The organism is Allochromatium vinosum DSM 180 (genome assembly GCF_000025485.1).
Classification (GTDB): domain Bacteria; phylum Pseudomonadota; class Gammaproteobacteria; order Chromatiales; family Chromatiaceae; genus Thermochromatium; species Thermochromatium vinosum.
Genome location: NC_013851.1, coordinates 464676 through 481666, shown reverse-complemented (window position 1 = coordinate 481666; position 16991 = coordinate 464676). Strand labels below are relative to the sequence as shown.

General features: G+C 65.2%; 19 protein-coding genes. 8 read left to right on the top strand and 11 right to left on the bottom strand.

Translation table 11 applies throughout. The features are described from left to right. Positions 1-42: 42 nt before the first annotated feature. From dnaX to minE, 7 genes are all read left to right on the top strand, one after another. On the top strand, positions 43-1692 hold the full coding sequence (dnaX, locus tag ALVIN_RS02085) for a DNA polymerase III subunit gamma/tau (protein WP_012969654.1): 1650 nt from the start codon (positions 43-45) through the stop codon (positions 1690-1692). 132 nt (positions 1693-1824) lie between these two features. Beyond that, entirely contained in the window at positions 1825-2148 is a 324-nt protein-coding gene (locus ALVIN_RS02080; RefSeq protein WP_012969653.1) for a YbaB/EbfC family nucleoid-associated protein, read from the top strand. 5 nt (positions 2149-2153) lie between these two features. After that, a complete protein-coding gene (gene recR, locus ALVIN_RS02075; RefSeq protein WP_012969652.1) occupies positions 2154-2750 on the top strand; it encodes a recombination mediator RecR in 597 nt (198 codons plus the stop codon). 24 nt (positions 2751-2774) lie between these two features. Next, positions 2775-3119: a histidine triad nucleotide-binding protein gene (locus ALVIN_RS02070; protein ID WP_012969651.1), complete on the top strand. Its 345-nt coding sequence runs from the start codon at positions 2775-2777 to the stop codon at positions 3117-3119. A gap of 192 nt (positions 3120-3311) precedes the next feature. Beyond that, a complete protein-coding gene (minC, locus tag ALVIN_RS02065) occupies positions 3312-4127 on the top strand; it encodes a septum site-determining protein MinC (RefSeq protein WP_012969650.1) in 816 nt (271 codons plus the stop codon). 51 nt (positions 4128-4178) lie between these two features. Further along, positions 4179-4988 carry a septum site-determining protein MinD gene (minD, locus tag ALVIN_RS02060; protein WP_012969649.1) on the top strand — a complete coding sequence of 270 codons (810 nt, stop codon included), beginning with the start codon at positions 4179-4181 and terminating at the stop codon, positions 4986-4988. A gap of 3 nt (positions 4989-4991) precedes the next feature. Next, on the top strand, positions 4992-5270 hold the full coding sequence (gene minE / locus ALVIN_RS02055; protein WP_012969648.1) for a cell division topological specificity factor MinE: 279 nt from the start codon (positions 4992-4994) through the stop codon (positions 5268-5270). Between the two features lie 24 nt (positions 5271-5294). Here minE and dapE read toward each other — a convergent pair whose 3' ends face one another. From dapE to dapC, 3 genes are read right to left on the bottom strand one after another with little or no spacing between them, the layout of a single operon-like run. Further along, positions 5295-6431 (bottom strand): succinyl-diaminopimelate desuccinylase, encoded by a 1137-nt coding sequence (gene dapE / locus ALVIN_RS02050; protein ID WP_012969647.1) that lies wholly within the window; start codon positions 6429-6431, stop codon positions 5295-5297. Between the two features lie 19 nt (positions 6432-6450). Continuing rightward, the gene (dapD, locus tag ALVIN_RS02045) at positions 6451-7272 is read right to left on the bottom strand and encodes a 2,3,4,5-tetrahydropyridine-2,6-dicarboxylate N-succinyltransferase (protein ID WP_012969646.1); all 822 of its coding nucleotides are present in this window, start codon (positions 7270-7272) and stop codon (positions 6451-6453) included. Positions 7273-7313: 41 nt separating this feature from the next. Then, entirely contained in the window at positions 7314-8522 is a 1209-nt protein-coding gene (dapC, locus tag ALVIN_RS02040; RefSeq protein ID WP_012969645.1) for a succinyldiaminopimelate transaminase, read from the bottom strand. A 215-nt stretch (positions 8523-8737) separates the two neighbouring features. Here dapC and hemH point away from each other — a divergent pair, with 215 nt between their 5' ends. Then, positions 8738-9841, top strand: coding sequence for a ferrochelatase (hemH, locus tag ALVIN_RS02035; protein WP_012969644.1), 1104 nt, complete (start codon positions 8738-8740; stop codon positions 9839-9841). Positions 9842-9908: 67 nt separating this feature from the next. Here hemH and ALVIN_RS02030 read toward each other — a convergent pair whose 3' ends face one another. From ALVIN_RS02030 to ALVIN_RS01995, 8 genes are all read right to left on the bottom strand, one after another. Next, positions 9909-10625 (bottom strand): PilZ domain-containing protein, encoded by a 717-nt coding sequence (locus ALVIN_RS02030; RefSeq protein WP_012969643.1) that lies wholly within the window; start codon positions 10623-10625, stop codon positions 9909-9911. A gap of 116 nt (positions 10626-10741) precedes the next feature. After that, on the bottom strand, positions 10742-11770 hold the full coding sequence (locus tag ALVIN_RS02025) for a PilZ domain-containing protein (RefSeq protein WP_081442701.1): 1029 nt from the start codon (positions 11768-11770) through the stop codon (positions 10742-10744). Positions 11771-11934: 164 nt separating this feature from the next. Continuing rightward, positions 11935-12333: a hypothetical protein gene (locus ALVIN_RS02020; protein ID WP_148217434.1), complete on the bottom strand. Its 399-nt coding sequence runs from the start codon at positions 12331-12333 to the stop codon at positions 11935-11937. A gap of 108 nt (positions 12334-12441) precedes the next feature. After that, positions 12442-13140, bottom strand: coding sequence for a gamma-glutamyl-gamma-aminobutyrate hydrolase family protein (locus ALVIN_RS02015; protein ID WP_012969640.1), 699 nt, complete (start codon positions 13138-13140; stop codon positions 12442-12444). Beyond that, entirely contained in the window at positions 13125-14123 is a 999-nt protein-coding gene (locus ALVIN_RS02010) for an amidoligase family protein (RefSeq protein WP_012969639.1), read from the bottom strand. The genes ALVIN_RS02015 and ALVIN_RS02010 overlap by 16 nt, the downstream gene beginning before the upstream one ends. A gap of 40 nt (positions 14124-14163) precedes the next feature. Further along, entirely contained in the window at positions 14164-14703 is a 540-nt protein-coding gene (locus ALVIN_RS02005) for a hemerythrin domain-containing protein (RefSeq protein ID WP_223295249.1), read from the bottom strand. 38 nt (positions 14704-14741) lie between these two features. Then, the gene (locus ALVIN_RS02000) at positions 14742-16460 is read right to left on the bottom strand and encodes a potassium channel family protein (RefSeq protein WP_012969637.1); all 1719 of its coding nucleotides are present in this window, start codon (positions 16458-16460) and stop codon (positions 14742-14744) included. A 26-nt stretch (positions 16461-16486) separates the two neighbouring features. Beyond that, positions 16487-16870 (bottom strand): DUF6394 family protein, encoded by a 384-nt coding sequence (locus ALVIN_RS01995; RefSeq protein ID WP_012969636.1) that lies wholly within the window; start codon positions 16868-16870, stop codon positions 16487-16489. Between the last annotated feature and the right edge of the window lie 121 nt (positions 16871-16991).

The window sequence follows — 16991 nt, the reverse complement described above, 5'->3', positions numbered from 1 at the left end:
ATTCCTCCACCCGGCCCAAGCCCGGACTGATATAATCGCGTGATGTCCTATCAAGTGCTTGCCCGCAAATGGCGTCCCCGGTCGTTCGACGATATGGTCGGGCAACAGCATGTCGTGCGCGCGCTCTCCAATGCGCTCGACCGCGATCAGCTCCACCACGCCTATCTGTTCACCGGCACCCGCGGCGTCGGCAAGACCACACTCGCCCGCATCCTGTCCAAGGCACTCAACTGCGAGCAGGGCGTCGGCTCCCATCCCTGCGGGGTCTGCTCGGCCTGTCGCGAGATCGATAGCGGTCGCTTCGTCGATCTGCTCGAAGTCGACGCCGCCTCGCGCACCAAGGTCGACCAGACCCGCGAGTTGCTCGAAAACGTCCCCTATGCTCCGGCGCGGGCGCGCTTCAAGGTGTACCTCATCGACGAGGTGCACATGTTCTCCTCGCACAGCTTCAATGCGCTGCTCAAGACTCTGGAGGAGCCGCCGCCGCATGTGAAGTTCCTGCTTGCGACCACCGACCCGCAGAAGATCCCGGTCACGGTGCTCTCGCGCTGTCTCCAGCTCAATCTGCGCCGGCTGCTGCCGGGCGAGATCGCCGATCGGCTGACCTACGTCCTGGAACACGAGGGGCTGGCGTTCGAGCCGGCCGCCCTGCCCCTGCTCGCACGCGCCGCCGACGGCAGTCTGCGTGACGCGCTCAGTCTGCTCGATCAGGCGATCGCCTTCGGCGGCGGGCGGGTCATCGAGTCCGAGACGCGCGCCATGCTCGGCACCGTCAGCGGCGATCTGGCACTCGACATCCTCGACGCGCTGGCCGACGGCGATGGCGCTGCCGTACTGGGGTCGGTCGAGCGCGTGGCGGCCATGACGCCCGACTTCGCCGAACTGCTGCGCGAGCTGATCGGACTCCTGCACCGGCTGGCGCTGATCCAGCAGGTTCCGGCGACCCTGACGGCGGACGACCCGGATCGCACACGTCTGCTGGCGCTCGCCGGGCGGCTGGCCCCGGAGGACGTGCAACTCTTCTATCAGGTGGCCCTGACCGGACAGGCCGATCTGCCGCTGGCGCCCGATCCGCGCGGCGGGCTGGAGATGGTCCTGTTGCGCGCACTCGCCTTCCGGCCTGCGCCCCGTGCGACGCGCATGAGCGACAGCCCCAGGACCGCCGCAACCACGGAGCACGCGCCAACGGCCAGCGTGCACCCGAACGTTCAGGCATCGCCGGTGCCGCTTCAGCCGGCCGGCGCACCGCCACAGACTGAACCCGGCGCTTCGGAGTCAGCGCCCATCCAGTCCGGCACGCCGACACTCGAGACGGCCGCCGACTGGCAGCGGCTCGCCGCGCGTCTGTCGATCGGCGGTATCGCCAATCAGCTCGCCCACAATTGCGCCTTTCGTGAATACAGCAACGGACGGCTCAGCCTCCAGCTCGATCCGGCCGCCGAGCGTCTGCGCGCCCCGAGCACGGTGACGCGCCTGAAGAGCGCGCTCGAACAGGCACTCGGCCGTTCGATCGAACTGGAAATCAAGGTTGCGCACCCCGAGCAGGAGACCCTGGCGCAGCGGCGCACGCGCGAGGCCGGAGAGCGTCAGCAGATGGCCGTCGAGCAGATGCATGCCGACCCGGTCGCCCGGTCGGTGCGCGAGACCTTCGACGCGGATTGGGCGCCGGGGAGCATTCGTCCAGCCGACTGAGGCGCGCGTTGCACCTCAGACATGGCAGCGATCAGAATTTCAGGCATGATTGGCCCCGACGGGATCGATCGGTCGAATACGAGCGCCCGGAGCCGTCGGGCGCCTTGTCACAACCCTTGAGGTATATCCACGATGAAGGCACTGGGTGGCCTGCTCAAGCAGGCGCAGAAAATGCAGGAAGACATGCAGCAGGCGCAGGCGCGTCTGGCGCAGGAAGAGACCACCGGCGAGGCCGGCGGCGGTCTGGTCAAGGTGACGCTGAACGGCCAGCATCAGGCCAAGCGCGTCGAGATCGACCCCTCGCTCATGGGCGACGACAAGGAGATGCTCGAAGACCTGATCACGGCCGCCATCAATGCCGCCAGCCAGCGCATCGCCGAGAAGACCAAGGAGACCATGTCCGAGCTGACTGCCGGGATGCCGCTGCCTCCGGGCATGAAGCTGCCCTGGTCCTGAGCCGGGTGGGCGAGCGTTCGCTGCTGAACCAGTTGATCGAGGCCCTGCGCTGTCTGCCGGGCGTCGGTCCCAAGTCGGCGCGGCGCATCGCCTTCCATCTGCTGGAGCGCGATCGTGAGGGCGGCGCGCGTCTGGCGCGGGTGATGGCCGAGGCCATGGTCGCGATCCGGCGCTGTTCGCGCTGCCGGACCCTGACCGAGCACGAGGTCTGTGCGCTCTGCGCCAACCCCAACCGCGACGGCTCGCTGCTGTGCATCGTCGAGCAGCCATCGGAAGTGGTGGCCATCGAGCAGGCGACCGATTATCGTGGGCGCTATTTCGTGCTCGGCGGGCGGCTCTCGCCGCTCGACGGCATCGGCCCGGACGAACTCGGACTCGATGTACTGGAGGCGCGTCTGCGCGACGAGTCCATCGCCGAGGTCATCCTCGCCATCAGTCCGACGGTCGAGGGCGGGGCCACGGCGCAGTTCATCGCCGATCGCGCCGCGCGTCACGGCGTGCGCGTGACCCGTATCGCCCACGGCGTGCCACTGGGCGGCGAGCTGGAATACGTCGACGGCGGAACCCTGGCGCTGGCCTTCTCCGGGCGGCACGCACTCTGAACCACCTCCAACTGGAACGAACCCATGTCCGATACGATTTTTGGCAAGATCGCTTCCGGTGAGATCGCGGCCGATCTCGTCTACAAGGACGAGGATGTCGTCGCCTTCCGTGACATCAGCCCGCAGGCTCCGACGCATCTGCTGGTGATCCCGCGCAAGCCGATCCCGACGCTCGATGCCGCCGGCCCGGAGGATGCCGCGCTGCTCGGCAAGCTGCTGCTGGTCGCGGCCCAGGTCGCGCGCGAGGCCGGGATTGCCGAGCGCGGCTACCGCACTGTCATCAACTGCAACGCGGAGGCCGGACAGACCGTCTTCCACCTGCATCTGCACGTCCTCGGCGGGCGTCCCATGCAGTGGCCGCCGGGTTGATCGCGTGCCGACGGCATCGTCCGTATTTCGCTTTAGGTAGGATTTGCTTATCTTAAGCGTCCTCAGGATGGAGGACGTGGCGGACGTCCCGAGACGCTTCCGTCCAGATCCGGCTCAGCCCCCGTGCTGACGGCCGGATGTGCGTCGAACACAGCCGGAGACCAACAGCGCTCGTCGCTCGATCCCAACGACATGGCCGAGAAACCGACTTCTTCAACGAACGCTTCCGATGGCGCCGGCACCTTCGAACTCAAGGCGGCCAGCTTCACCCTGCCCATCATTCGCCTGCTCGACAACGACATCGAGACCGTGGCGTCGCGGCTGGGGGCCAAGGTGGAGAAGGCGCCGGACTTCTTTCGCAACACCCCGGTGGTGATCGACCTGAGCGATCTGGCCAGGGACCAGAAGCCGATCGCGCTCCCGCAGCTCGTCGGCCTGCTGCGTGGCTATGGCATGATCCCCTTCGGTGTGCGTGGCGCGAATGCCGAACAGACGGCCGCCGCCGAAGCACTCGAACTGGCGATCCTGCGCGAGTCCTATGTGCGACGCACCAAATCGGTCGGCGAGCTGGCAACCGAGACGGAACCCGAACCCGTTCCCGCGACGGTCTCCAGGGCATCTCAGGCACCCGGAAAGCCCCAGGCACCGACCGAGACGGCCCAGCCGCACATCACGGGACAGTCCGGCTTCATGCTGGTCACCAGGCCGGTGCGCTCCGGCCAGCGTATCTATGCCGCCGGCGGGGATCTGTCGATCATCGCGCCGGTCAGCTCGGGCGCCGAGTTGATGGCCGACGGCAACATCCACGTCTACGGACCGCTACGCGGACGCGCGCTCGCCGGGATGAGCGGCAACATGGAGGCGCGTATCTTCTGCCACGATCTCCAGGCCGAACTGATTTCGATCGCTGGGCACTATCGTGTCAGCGAAGGTATCCCACACGAATTGCGCGGCGTCCCGGTCCAGATCTTCCTGGACCAGAAGATTCTGCGTATCGAGAAACTTTGAATATCCGCCACGCCGTCGAACGGAGCGGAACCCCCGAAGGAGGGTGTGACCTTGGCAAGAATCATCGTGATCACCTCGGGCAAGGGCGGGGTCGGCAAGACGACCACGGCCGCCGCGCTGTCCATGGGGTTGGCTCAGCGCGGCAAGCGCACCGTCGTCATCGACTTCGATGTCGGTCTGCGCAACCTGGACCTGATCATGGGGTGCGAGCGGCGCGTCGTCTATGACTTCATCAACGTCATCAACGGCGAGGCCAACCTCAATCAGGCTCTGATCCGCGACAAGCGCTGCGACAGCCTCTACGTGCTGCCGGCCTCGCAGACGCGCGACAAGGACGCCCTGACCCGGGAGGGTGTGGAGCGCGTGCTCACCGATCTGGGGGACAACTACGACTTCATCGTCTGCGATTCGCCGGCCGGCATCGAGCATGGCGCCTACATGGCCATGTACTTCGCCGACGACGCCATCGTCGTCACCAACCCCGAGGTCTCCTCGGTGCGCGACTCCGACCGGATGCTCGGCATCCTCTCCAGCCGCTCGAAGCGTGCCGAGGAGAATCTGGATCCGATCCGCGAGTATCTGCTGCTGACCCGCTACGACCCGATGCGCGTGGCCAATGGCGAGATGCTGAGCGTCGACGACGTCCAGGAGATCCTCTCACTCAAGCTGCTCGGCGTGGTGCCTGAGTCCAGGGCGGTGCTCAATGCCTCCAACGCCGGTATCCCGGTCATCCTCGACCGCGAGAGCGACGCCGGCCAAGCCTATGGCGACATGGTGTCGCGCTATCTGGGTGACGATGTTCCACACCGTTTCCTGCATCCGGAGAAAAAAGGCCTGCTGAGCCGCATCTTCAAGGGGTGAACCATGGGTCTGCTCGACTATTTCGTATCCTCGCGCGCCAAGACGACGGGCAATGCCAGTGTGGCCAAGGAGCGCTTGCAGATCCTCGTCGCCCATGATCGCGTCGCGCGGGACAAGCCCTCTTATCTGCCACAGCTCCAGCAGGAGATCCTGGCGGTGATCCGCAAGTATGTCGAGGTCGACATGGACGCCGTCTCGGTGACGTACGAGCAGGAAGAGTCGCACGAGGTGCTGGAACTCAACATCATCCTGCCCGAGTCGGCCTCGGCATCGAGTGCCTGAGGCCGACTGGATCATGGACGCCGCTCAAGCGGCCGGCAGAAGGAGCCGTTCGATCATTCGACCGTAGATCCGGTGCAGCTGATCGAGATCCGCGACCGCGACACATTCATCGACCTGATGGATGGTCGCGTTGAGCGGCCCGAGTTCGAGCACCTGGGCTCCGGTCGGAGCGATGAAGCGTCCGTCCGAGGTGCCGCCGCTGGTCGAGAGTTCGGTCTCGATGCCGCAGACTTCGCGGATGGCCGAACGCGCAGCGTCGACCAGCTCGCCGGGCGTCGTCAGGAAGGGATGGCCCGACAGGCGCCAGGAGAGTTCGTAGTCGAAATCGCCCTGGTCCAGGATGGCGCGCACGCGGCGCTTGATGGTTTCGGGGTCGAGTTCGGTCGAAAAACGCAGGTTGAACTGCGCCTCCAGCTGGCCGGGGATGACGTTCTCGGCGCCCGTGCCCATGTTGAGATTGGCGATCTGGAAGCTGGTCGGCGGGAAGTAGGCGTTGCCCTGATCCCAGACCACGGCGCAGAGTGCCGCCAGTGCATCCGCCGCCGCATGGAAGGGATTTTTGGCCAGATGCGGATAGGCCACATGGCCCTGTTTGCCGTGGATGGTCAGGAAGCCCGAGAGACTGCCGCGCCGTCCGTTCTTGATCGAATCCCCCAGTTGCTCGCGACTCGACGGCTCGCCGACCAGGGCATAGTCGATGTGCTCGCCGCGCTGCTGGAGCCGCTCGATGACCTTGGCCGTGCCATTGACCGCCGGTCCCTCCTCATCACTGGTGAGCAGAAAGGCGAGCGAACCCGGATGGTCCGGGTGCGCGGCGACGAAGGACTCGACCGCCGTCACCATGGCCGCAACCGAACCCTTCATATCCGCCGCGCCCCGACCATGGAGCATCCCGTCGCGAATGACCGGGTCGAAGGGGTCCGAGTCCCAGAGATCCAGCGGCCCGGCCGGCACCACGTCGGTATGTCCGGCCAGACAGAGCAGCGGGCCTTCACTTCCGCGCCGCGCCCAGAGATTCGTGACCTCGCCGAAGGGCATCGGCTCGACGGTGAAGCCGATCGCCGCCAGACGCTCGGCGATGAGTTCCTGACAGCCCTGATCCTCGGGCGTGACCGAGGGACGGCGGACGAGTTCACAGGCCAGTTCGAGCGTGGGCGACATTGCGGCGACCTCAGAGCGATCAGATATCACGCAGCAGTTCGTTGATGCCGACCTTGCCGCGCGTGCGCTCGTCGACCTGCTTGATGATGACGGCGCAATAGAGGCTGTGGCTACCGTCCTTCGCCGGCAGGTTGCCCGAGACCACCACGGCGCCGGGCGGGACGCGGCCATAGGTGATCTCGCCGGTCTCGCGGTTGTAGATCTTGGTGCTCTGGCCGATGTAGACGCCCATCGAGATGACCGCGCCCTCGCCGACGATCACGCCTTCGACGATCTCGGAACGCGCGCCGATGAAGCAGTTGTCCTCGATGATGGTCGGCGCGGCCTGCACCGGCTCCAGCACGCCGCCGATGCCGACACCGCCCGAGAGATGGACGTTCTTGCCGATCTGGGCGCAGGAGCCGACCGTGGCCCAGGTGTCGACCATGGTGCCCGAGTCGACATAGGCACCGATGTTGACATAGGACGGCATGAGCACGCAGCCGGAAGCGATGTAGGAACCTTTGCGCGCCGTGGCCGGCGGCACCACGCGCACCCCGCCCTCGCGGAACTCGCGCGAGTTGGCGTCGGCGTACTTGGAGGGCACCTTGTCGTAGTAGTTGGTGAAACCGCCCTTCATGAAGGCGTTGTCCTCGATGCGGAAGGACAGGAGCACCGCCTTCTTCACCCACTCGTTGACCACCCAGTCGCCGTCGCGCTTCTCGGCCACGCGCAGCGTGCCCTGATCCAGACGCTCGATGACGTCCTGCACCGCGTCGCGGACATGGGTCTCGACATTGCGCGGGGTGATCTCGGCGCGGCGCTCGAAGGCTTCGAGGATGATGTTCTGCTGGTCGCTCATGATGGGCTGATACCTGTTGGGTCTGTGGGGTGCGGTTGGATTCAGAGACGTTCGACGAAGGCGCGGATGCGCTTGGCGGCATCGACGCACTCGTCGAGCGGGGAGACCAGGGCGATGCGCACCCGGCCGGCGCCTGGATCGTAGCCGTCGATCTCGCGCGAGAGGAAGCGTCCCGGCAGCACGGTGACGTTCTCCTGTGCGTAGAGATCGCGTGCGAAGTCGGTGTCCGGGATCGGCGTCTCCAGCCAGAGGAAGAATCCGCCGGCGGGCGTTGTAACCGGCATCACCGGGCCGAGGATCTCGGTCACGGCGGCGAACTTCTCGCGATAGAGACGCCGATTCTCGCGGACATGGGCCTCGTCGCGCCAGGCGGCAAGGCTCGCGTACTGGGTCGGCAGCGGCATGGCGCAGCCGTGATAGGTGCGATAGGCGAGGAAGTCGCGGATGAGTCGGGCGTCACCGGCGACGAAGCCCGAGCGCAGTCCGGGCGCATTGGAGCGCTTCGACAGGCTATGGAACACCAGACAGCGCTCGAAGCCGTCGTTGCCCAGCGCCGCGGCGGCCTGGAGCAGACCGGGCGGCGGGGCGTCCTCGTCCTGGTAGATGTCGCCATAGCACTCGTCGGAGGCGATGACGAAATCGTGTCGTTCGGCCAGTTCGATCAGTCGGGTCAGGGTCGGCCGGTCGAGCACCGCTCCGGTCGGATTGCCGGGCGAGCAGAGATAGAGCAACTGGCAGCGATCCCATATCGCGGCGTCCACAGCGTCGAAATCCGGGATGAAGCCGTTCTCGGGCCGGCAGGCCAGATACTGCGGCTCAGCGCCCGCCAGCAGCGCCGCGCCCTCATAGATCTGATAGCAGGGATTGGGCATCAGCACCAGCGGCGCGGGGTGCGTGCGATCGACGACCGCTTGGGCGATGGCGAACAGCGCCTCGCGGGTGCCGTTGACCGGCAGGACGTGGCGCTCGGGATCGACCGCCAGCGGCGCGCCGCTTTCCGGCCGGAAGCGCGCGCCCAGCCAATCGGCGATGGCCCCGCGCAGCTCGGGCAGACCGCGCGTGGTCGGATAGACCGACAGCCGGTGCAGATGCGCGATCAGCGCCTCGGCGATCAGACTCGGCGTCGGATGCTTTGGCTCGCCGATCTGTAGACCGATCGGGTCGCGTTCGCGCGGCGGATCGATGCCCTGCTTGAGCGCGGCGAGCTTCTCGAAGGGATAGGACTGGAGTCGGCCGAGATCCGGATTCATCGATAGCCATCAAAACCTGAGTGGAGGCGTCGGCCGCTGGATCGGACCTGAACGCTGAACGAAGCGCGCTAGTATAGGCCAAGCCGCCCCCTCGGCTCCATGGCACGACCAGAGAGGCGCATCCGCGGCGGATCTCCGGTACCATTCCGGCTCATACCCACCGACGGCCCGAGCGCCGCCTCCTGCCACCCTTGCCAGTAGTGATGCCTCGTCCGATGACTTTCATGAACACGCCCGACTATCGTCACGACACCCCGGAACGGCTCGGGGTGCTGCTCGTCAATCTCGGCACGCCGGACAGCCCGAGCGTGCCGGACGTGCGCCGTTATCTGGCCGAGTTCCTCTCCGACCGGCGTGTGGTGGAGATGGCGCGTCTGCCCTGGATGCTGCTGCTGCATGGAATCATCCTGCGCACCCGCCCGGCACGCTCGGCGCATGCCTATCAGTCGATCTGGACGCCGGAAGGCTCACCGCTGCTGGAGATCTCGCGCCGTCAGGCCGCCGCGCTCCAGAGCCGGCTCGACGCGCGTCTGGGCGGGCCGGTCACGGTCGCGCTCGGGATGCGCTATGGTCAGCCGTCGATCGCCTCGGGGCTGGCCGAGCTACGCGCGGCCAATGCGCGGCGGGTGCTGATCCTGCCGCTCTATCCGCAGTATTCGGCCACCACCGTCGGCACCGTCTTCGACGCCGTGGCGCGCGAGCTGATGCGCTGGCGCTGGCTGCCCGAGCTGCGTTTCGTCAACCAGTACCACGACGAGCCGGGCTATATCGCCGCGCTGGCCGCGAGCATTCGCGCCCACTGGGCCGAGCACGGTCAGGCCGAGCGGTTGCTGCTGTCCTTCCACGGCATCCCCAAGGACTATTTCGACCAGGGCGATCCTTATTTCTGCCACTGCCACAAAACCGCGCGCCTGCTCGCCGAGGCGCTGGAACTGCCCGCCGAGCGCTGGGGGCTGTCGTTCCAGTCGCGCCTGGGCAAACAGGAATGGCTCAAGCCCTATACCGACGCGACGCTCGAAGACTGGGGGCGGTCCGGGGTGAAATCGGTCCAGGTGCTCTCGCCCGGATTCTCGGCCGACTGTCTGGAGACGCTCGAAGAGATCGCGGTCGAGAATCGCGAGCTGTTCCTCGAAGCGGGCGGCCAGTCCTACGAGTACATCCCCTGTCTCAACGACAACGCCGATCACATGGAACTGATCGCCGATCTGGTGGTGTGTCATTGCAGCGGCTGGCCCGAGATCGAGCGCCCCGCCGCCGAGGCCGATGAACTGGCCAAGCGTGTCGCGCGCGCCCGATCCTGTGAGCGCAGCTGTCGTTGAGCGGCCGGGACTTTCTGTTGCAACGAAGAGGCTGCTGATCGCTCCAGAGGCCGTCCCGGCTTGATCCTCACTGATATGAGGATGGACCGGGATACGGCCCCATGAAACGCGCCCGCTTGCGCTGATAGCGCATCGAGAGATGCGCTAGTTTATGCAGTTCATCCAGGGGATGCTCGAACCCCAATTCCAGTGTGACCAGACACGGACGCTCGCCATCACCCTGATCATCGATGGATTGGGATTTGACACGGGCGCGCAGGCGCAGGCCCGGGAAATCATCGGTATATTCGATCAGCAGCAATAGGCTCTGACCGATCCGATAGGTTCCGCAGGCGGTTATGAACAGATATCCCTCAGCGACCTGGGACAGCTTTTCGCGCACCTCATCCTGGTCGTCGAGTACCAACTCCAGCAAGGGCATGGCCGGCGCGGTCGCCTGCGCCGTCTCGTGCAGAGTGCTGGACAGCAATTCGATCAGCTTGGCGAGCCGTCGGTCGTCCTGGTGCCCGACCCTAGAAAATCGCACCGCCACGCGCTGGTGCCCGGACTCCAGCGGTTCGCACCGCACGACATCAGCCTCGATCGCAAAAAATTGCCCGTTAGTCCAGGGCAGACGCATGATCAATCGATGGTCACATTGAATCGTAAGATCATTGGTGACGAAGCTGGCCCCGCCCCAGGAGAGATCCTGATAGCGTGCCATGATGGTAACGTCCGAGTCAGGCCGGCAGACCCGAATGGGAACCTCGATGCCAACCCGCCGCTGTAAGCGCTTTTCTTGCATGACTATGTGGCTCTATACGGAGAATCACACACACTGGATGAGCAGATGCTGTTCGCGGGTTTGGATTTCCACAGTGTTCTGTGAAATCGCGCCCATCAGCCGGGTCGTCCGGCGCTTCAGCGCACGTCGCGGCCGACTTTTAGCCGAATACGACGCGCTTCGGAAAGGCCAAAGACTTGATCATGCACATCCTGTAGCAGCTGCAATTCCTCCCAGGCCTCCGGCGTCCAGGTTCCGGATGCACCCGTGTCGCCAAAGAGGAGCTGACGAAACACCATCTCAAAGGTGCTGACATCCCCCCAGGCCGTCATCAGATAGTCAAGAGCTTCCGGGAAGCCGATTTCCAAGGCACAGCGTTCACCTTCAGACAGCACGAGCCGTGCCGGGATGACCGCTGATTGTGAGGTCTGTTGCTGGAGGTCGGCTAGAGGCGAGGATGGTTTGACATCGGGTGGTATCTGTCTCAGAAGCCACTCGACCCACTGGCGCAAGACTTCCAGGGGGTGCTCGAACTCCAGGGTCAGTATCGTTGAACGCATGACACGGATTCCAAGCATGGCTTTGGACTCAGTGGCCAAGACCCGTGCCCGCAACCGCAGGCGCGCGCGTGTCGGGACACCGTTGAATTGCAGGCCGACACTCTGGCCGGGTGTAAAGTCGGCCGGGGCCCTGATCCGCAGACGTCCTTTGGCGATCTCACCGAGCGCCCAGCGCCACTCGTCGACCGTCTGGATCGAAACCTCCAGGGTCGCCACCAGCACCGGCGCCATCGGTGCGTTGCTCTGGACATCGTCCGCTTGCAGACGGCCGAGCAATTTTTCCAGTCGGGCTTGATGGAGCAGCGATAAACGCTGAAAGCGCAAGGCCAGCAAATGACGCCCATTCGCCAGATCTTTCTGACGTAACAGCGTCGTTTCGATCTCGATGGTTTCCCCTAGCGCCCAAGGCAGGATCAGCCACAGCGGTCGATCACTGATAGGGAGCGCCCTTGGCGTTTGGCAGAGTGCCCCCCCCCAGGAGAGATCCAGCAAGGTCGCCTGACTGGGCGAGGACGTATGTCCGTAGCGCATTTGCACAGGCACCTGGACAGGCAAACGCGCCTGGGTGCGGCGCTCTGCGTCTGGAGGCGGTGATGTGGGGGACATAAGAAAGACTTCCGGCAGCTCGGATGACTGAAGTGTAGTCGGCTGAGCGTATCGCACTCAAGGCAGGGGCAGGAATGGCGCCCAGTGCGCGAAGAAGGACGTGGCGGCGCGGCCCTGCCGTATGGCAGAGACGGTCGCCGCTCCACGGCATGGGTCTGCGAACCTCAAGCCCTGAGGACGCTCGCCACCTGCTGCGCACTGATCTGGCCGCTCTGCGCCTGAAAAGCGAGTGGTGGATTCTGCGTCATCGCATCCCGGGCAGACTGAGCCAGTGCCATCGCCTGCTCGGAGTTCAGACCGGTGTCGGATGCCGAATCGACAGCTTCGGTCGTGGATGCGCCGGCTTGCTGCAGACGATAGGCGTCCGAGGAAATCGAGATGGTTTCGCTGGCGGAACCGACCGTTTGCGTCGATGGAATGGAACTGGAGCCGCGATCCGGCGTCGACGTGGTCACACCGGGAGTGGCCGGCGTGCTTTCAGACCCGGAGTCGACACGCGGTGGCGTATAGGCCCTGGTCGCGCCTGTAGACGGCATGCTGCCGGATAAACCGATTTCGTTCATAAAAACCCCCAGGCTCCGCGAATGCGGTGTGTCGATCACTGTACCTGATCAGACAGTATAGCCGCTGACTGTTCCAGTCGAATCCATTCGGCGGCTGCACAGATCGGTTCAGTTCGCTGAGGTTCCGGCGACGAGTACGCAGCGGGCCTGTGCCACAAGCGCGCCGAACAGGGCGCGCTGGCGCGACAGATAAAGCAGAAACTCCGGATGCCACTGCACGCCGAGCAGAAAGCCGGCCTCCGGGTCCTCGATCGCCTGGACGATGCCGTCGAGATCGCGCCCGCTCACCTGCAAGCCCTCGCCGACGCGATCGATGGCCTGATTGTGCAGGCTGTTGATGTGCCGCCGGCAACACGGCGCCAGGATTCGGCCCAGCACCCTCGAATCCTCCGTCACGCACAGCGTCTTCAGCGGCAGCACCGTCCAGCGGTGCGAGGTCTTGCTGCGGCGCGAGCGCAATTCCTGGAACAGGGTGCCGCCCCGGCAGACATTGAGCAACTGCGCCCCGCGACAGATCCCGAGCAGCGGCAATCCCTCGGCCAGTGCCGCCCGGATCATCGCCATCTCCAGCGCATCGCGCGCCGGGTCATAGTTCGGCTCGACCTCAGGTTCGGCGGCATAGAGCACCGGCTCGACATCGTGCCCGCCGGTCACGACCACGCCGTGATAGGTCAGCCGCTCCAGGTCGTCGCCAGGACGCACCTGGAGCGGCTGACCACCATATAAACGAACCGCCAGCGCCACCAGGGCGCGCGGACCGAAAGCCCCGCGCGCCGGTCCGGTGATGGCGATCACGGGCCGATCCATTCGGCCTCCAGGATCGCCGCCCAGTCGCCGAGCCAACGGTCGAGCGGACGGTCGAGATGCGCCTGATAGGCCGCGCAACAGGCGTTCAGGCGCGCCGCGTCCGCCGCCAGACGCTCGACCTCCACCCAGTCGTTCCAGGCCAGATACAGCCCCCAGTCCGGCCGATGGATCTCGCAATCGGGCAAGCGATAGTGGAAGGTCGGACGCGCCTTGATCAGACTATCCTGCGTGACCCGCCGCACCCGTTCTTCATCGAGGAACAGGAACAGCGGCAGCAGATCGAGCATCCGGTTGCGGGTTGGGTTGTCGGCCAGATAGTCGTCGATCAGCGTGGCCAGATCGGGCCAGTAGTCGGGCGCGATCACGCGACGCACATAATCGAGCGGAAAGGGATCGACATAGCTGGTGACGCGGCGCGTGAGATCGATGTCGGCCCGTGCGACCAGCCAGTCGGACAGACACAGGAACGCCTTCAGACAGGCTGTGATAACGGGCGCCCCGGTGTCCGGCACCTCGGGGTTGAACTGGAGTCCGAAGGCGTTGACCAGGGCGTCGGAGGTGCCCTTGGCCCCGGCCGCGCGCAACCGCGCGATCAGCGCCTCGACCTCACCCAGCCGCTGGAGCGGCAGCGGCGGGCCGACCAGCTCGACCGGAACCATGGCCTCGGCGGCCCAGGCCAGCATCTCCTCGGCCGAGCGACCGATTTCGTCGGCCAGGGTCGCGTCGGTGCGCTCCTGACGGCCGAGCCGCTTGAGCAGGTCGTAGTCGAGTTCGACCACCCAGTCGCCCGCCGGGTCGCCGTGCAGCACGCGCTCGTAGCGGCCGCGCTCGCGGATGTCGAGTCCGAAGAAATCGGCCACCTCGGCGGCCAGCGCATCGAGCTTGAGACCACTCATCTCGATCTCGACGCCGATGCGCCTCGGCCGGCCTTCGGCGTTCTCCAGCCAGGGCGGTGACTTCAGTGCGGTCGTGGTCGCGTGCATGTCGTGCTCCTGTCGCCGTCGGCGATCGCCGCCGAGGCGATCAGGGTTGAACCTGCTCGACGAGTTGACGATAGAGCGCCTTGAAACGCTGCGGATCGGGCGCCCCGAACAACGGGTCCTCGACCGCCGGCGCCGCAGCCTCGATCTCGGCCCAGTCGGCTTCGGTCAGGTGTTCGATCGCCAGCGGAAAGGCTTCGCGCTCCTCCTGGATCAGATGGCCGCGCTGGTTGCCGACCAGCGCGCGACCGGCGGCCTCGACATCTTCGCGCAGCAACACCTCCTCACTCAGGATTCCCAGCAGCGACTGGCGGAAATCCTTGGCCAACTGGCTCAGTCCCGCATGCTGGCGCATGGGGATGCTGAAGACCTCAGACGGCTCGACGCCCTTGTCGAGCAGACGCTGGAAGATCAGATCCTCGATCGGGTGATGGACGATGTCGGCATAGCTGTCCATGTATTCGAGCAGTTCGTCCATGAGCTCGTAATCGGGTTCCTGACCGTCGTGAAAACGGTCGAGCAATTCTTCGAGCAGGTCGAGTACCCGGCTCAGTCGCGCATGGTCCTGGCCGAGTCGTGTCATGATTGCGTGCATTACTCCATCCTCTTCGTTTTAGTGGTCTATACGCCCCTCAACCGCGACTGCCAGGCGGCGAGCCAGCGCCAGGCCGGTCCTTCGCGCCGGCTCTCGCCGTCGATGACATAACGCAGTGCATGGATGTTGCACAGCACCCAATCCATGCGCCAGCGTGCTTCTTCACGCCCGCAGAAGAGCAGGCGGTCGCCCGGACCGATCGGCGCCTTGAGCGCGGGCAGCGGTCGGCGTTCTTCGCCCTGGATCAACAGCAGCGGAATCGCCGGCAGGGTTCGTTCACGTTCGAGCGGGTCGCGCAGGAGGGTTCCGAGCGTGATGGTCTGTCCCCGGCGCGTGGCGTCCTGGATCGCCGGAGCCTGCATCGTGTCGAGGCTCACCTCCCAGACATAGGGTTTGCGCCCATCGACCAGGGCGATGATGCGGCTGATGAGCTGACTGGCCCAGGCTTCGTCGCGCTGGAGACGCGCCAGCCGGGACAGATCCGACAGCAGCGGCGTGATCAGACGCATGCGGATGCGGTGCGCGATGATGGTGCTCGGATTCATGATCGCCTGGGCGCCGACCCGATCGAAGAGCTCCTGATTCTGGATGTGGTTCTCGCGCGCGATCACGAACAGATCGGGATTGAGTGCCAGCGCGGTCATGATGATGGATAGATTGTCGGCGTCCTGATCGGTTCCCGCCACCAGCCCGACGGCCTGACGGATCCGGGCCTGTTCGAGGGTGACGGCCTCGGTGCCACGTCCGTGCACCACGCCCTCGGTGGGGATGCCGGTCTTGTGCGGCTCGGCCTCGATGACCGACAGCTCGAATCCCCGAGCCTTGAGGTGCTTGTACATGGCCTTGCCGAAGCGCCCGTAGCCGCAGATGACCCAGCGCCCCTGGCGCGGCGGATACCTGGGTTCATCGAGTTCCTCACCGCCACGCCCCGAGAGCCAGTCGATCAACAGAGTCTGACACGGCGACTGGATCGAAAACGCGATATAGGACGCGAAGGCATCGAAGGGATCATAGATGTGATCGGTGCCAAAAGAGGCCATGTTGGCCTCGACCTCGTGGGAGTCGGCGCGACAGATGACCTTGACTTCAGGATGCAGCAGCTTGGCAGCGATGGCGATCTTGAGATTGGCCTCGTTGACGTTGGTGAGCGCCACCACGCCCCGGCACAGCGGATGCTTGAGTCCGGCCGCCTCCAGCGCCTGCGGACTGCGGGCATCGGCACAGAGCGCGGGTACGTATTCGCGCTGGTTGTCGAGTTGCAGCAGGCTGATGCGCTCCGGATCGACATCGATCACGACCGACTGGATGTGGCGCTCCATGAGACCGCGCACCAGGGCACTGCCGGTCTGGCCATAGCCGCAGACCAGATAGAAGGGCACACCGAGCCGTCGCACCAGGGTGCGAAAGCGCCGCTCGGCGATGGCGCGCTGGAGCGTGCTGTCCTGCAGAAGCGTGATCAGGTTGCCGATGGCATAGATCCACACCGCCACGGTGAAGAACACCGACAGCGAGACCCAGATCCGCTGGGCATCGGTGAACGCGTTGGGCAGCTCACCGAACCCGATGGTCGTCGACATGTAGCTGACGAAATAGAAGGCATGGAAGAGACTCATCGCCGTCGGCTGCCCATCGGCATCCTGGGCCGGGATGAGCGCCAGCCCGGCCATGGCGATCGCATAGACCACGATCAGCGTCAGCAGCGGCGTACGCATACGCCGCAGCACGAGAAAGAAGATGGTGTCCAAGGTTCAGCCGCTCGACATTCGATCGCTCAGCGCCGCAGCAGCACGGTCTCGATGACCAGCAGCACCACCGAGACTACGTTGGCGATCATGGCGCCGCCCGAGAGCGAGACGATGCTGGCCATGATCGAAGGCGTCAGGCCGGTCTCGGTGGCATGGGCCGCGATGGTCCAGATCAGCGACGCGGCCAGCAGTTGCAGCATGGCCACCAGACTGGTCGCCAGCAGCACGGCCCCCATCTGGGTGCGGTCGCCGAACTTGAGCACGGTGGCGATCATGTTGACGACCACCACGAAGAACAGCTCCCAGGCGTGATGGTGATCGGGGTTGTCGATCTCGCCGACGAAGAAGCCGAAGTTGAGCGTCAGGGCGAGTACGATGAAGAAGCCGAAGACGACCTTTTCTGGGTTCATGAAGCGAGGGTTCCGGTATTTGATGGCCCCTCCATTGTAAACCGCTCCGGGATGAACGCATCCGGAAAACCCGTCGGCGACGCGAGCGCCACGCCAGAGATCCAAAGTCCTACGTCCGACT

Coding starts and splice junctions, on each gene's coding strand:
- dapD (WP_012969646.1), bottom strand. CDS start 7,272: ATGAGCGACCAGCAGAACATCATCCTCGAAGCCTTCGAGCGCCGCGCC.
- ALVIN_RS02025 (WP_081442701.1), bottom strand. CDS start 11,770: ATGTCCCCCACATCACCGCCTCCAGACGCAGAGCGCCGCACCCAGGCG.
- ALVIN_RS02070 (WP_012969651.1), top strand. CDS start 2,775: ATGTCCGATACGATTTTTGGCAAGATCGCTTCCGGTGAGATCGCGGCC.
- minC (WP_012969650.1), top strand. CDS start 3,312: ATGGCCGAGAAACCGACTTCTTCAACGAACGCTTCCGATGGCGCCGGC.
- ALVIN_RS02030 (WP_012969643.1), bottom strand. CDS start 10,625: ATGCAAGAAAAGCGCTTACAGCGGCGGGTTGGCATCGAGGTTCCCATT.
- dapE (WP_012969647.1), bottom strand. CDS start 6,431: ATGTCGCCCACGCTCGAACTGGCCTGTGAACTCGTCCGCCGTCCCTCG.
- ALVIN_RS01995 (WP_012969636.1), bottom strand. CDS start 16,870: ATGAACCCAGAAAAGGTCGTCTTCGGCTTCTTCATCGTACTCGCCCTG.
- ALVIN_RS02020 (WP_148217434.1), bottom strand. CDS start 12,333: ATGAACGAAATCGGTTTATCCGGCAGCATGCCGTCTACAGGCGCGACC.
- ALVIN_RS02005 (WP_223295249.1), bottom strand. CDS start 14,703: ATGACACGACTCGGCCAGGACCATGCGCGACTGAGCCGGGTACTCGAC.
- ALVIN_RS02015 (WP_012969640.1), bottom strand. CDS start 13,140: ATGGATCGGCCCGTGATCGCCATCACCGGACCGGCGCGCGGGGCTTTC.
- ALVIN_RS02010 (WP_012969639.1), bottom strand. CDS start 14,123: ATGCACGCGACCACGACCGCACTGAAGTCACCGCCCTGGCTGGAGAAC.
- minE (WP_012969648.1), top strand. CDS start 4,992: ATGGGTCTGCTCGACTATTTCGTATCCTCGCGCGCCAAGACGACGGGC.
- hemH (WP_012969644.1), top strand. CDS start 8,738: ATGACTTTCATGAACACGCCCGACTATCGTCACGACACCCCGGAACGG.
- dapC (WP_012969645.1), bottom strand. CDS start 8,522: ATGAATCCGGATCTCGGCCGACTCCAGTCCTATCCCTTCGAGAAGCTC.
- dnaX (WP_012969654.1), top strand. CDS start 43: ATGTCCTATCAAGTGCTTGCCCGCAAATGGCGTCCCCGGTCGTTCGAC.
- ALVIN_RS02080 (WP_012969653.1), top strand. CDS start 1,825: ATGAAGGCACTGGGTGGCCTGCTCAAGCAGGCGCAGAAAATGCAGGAA.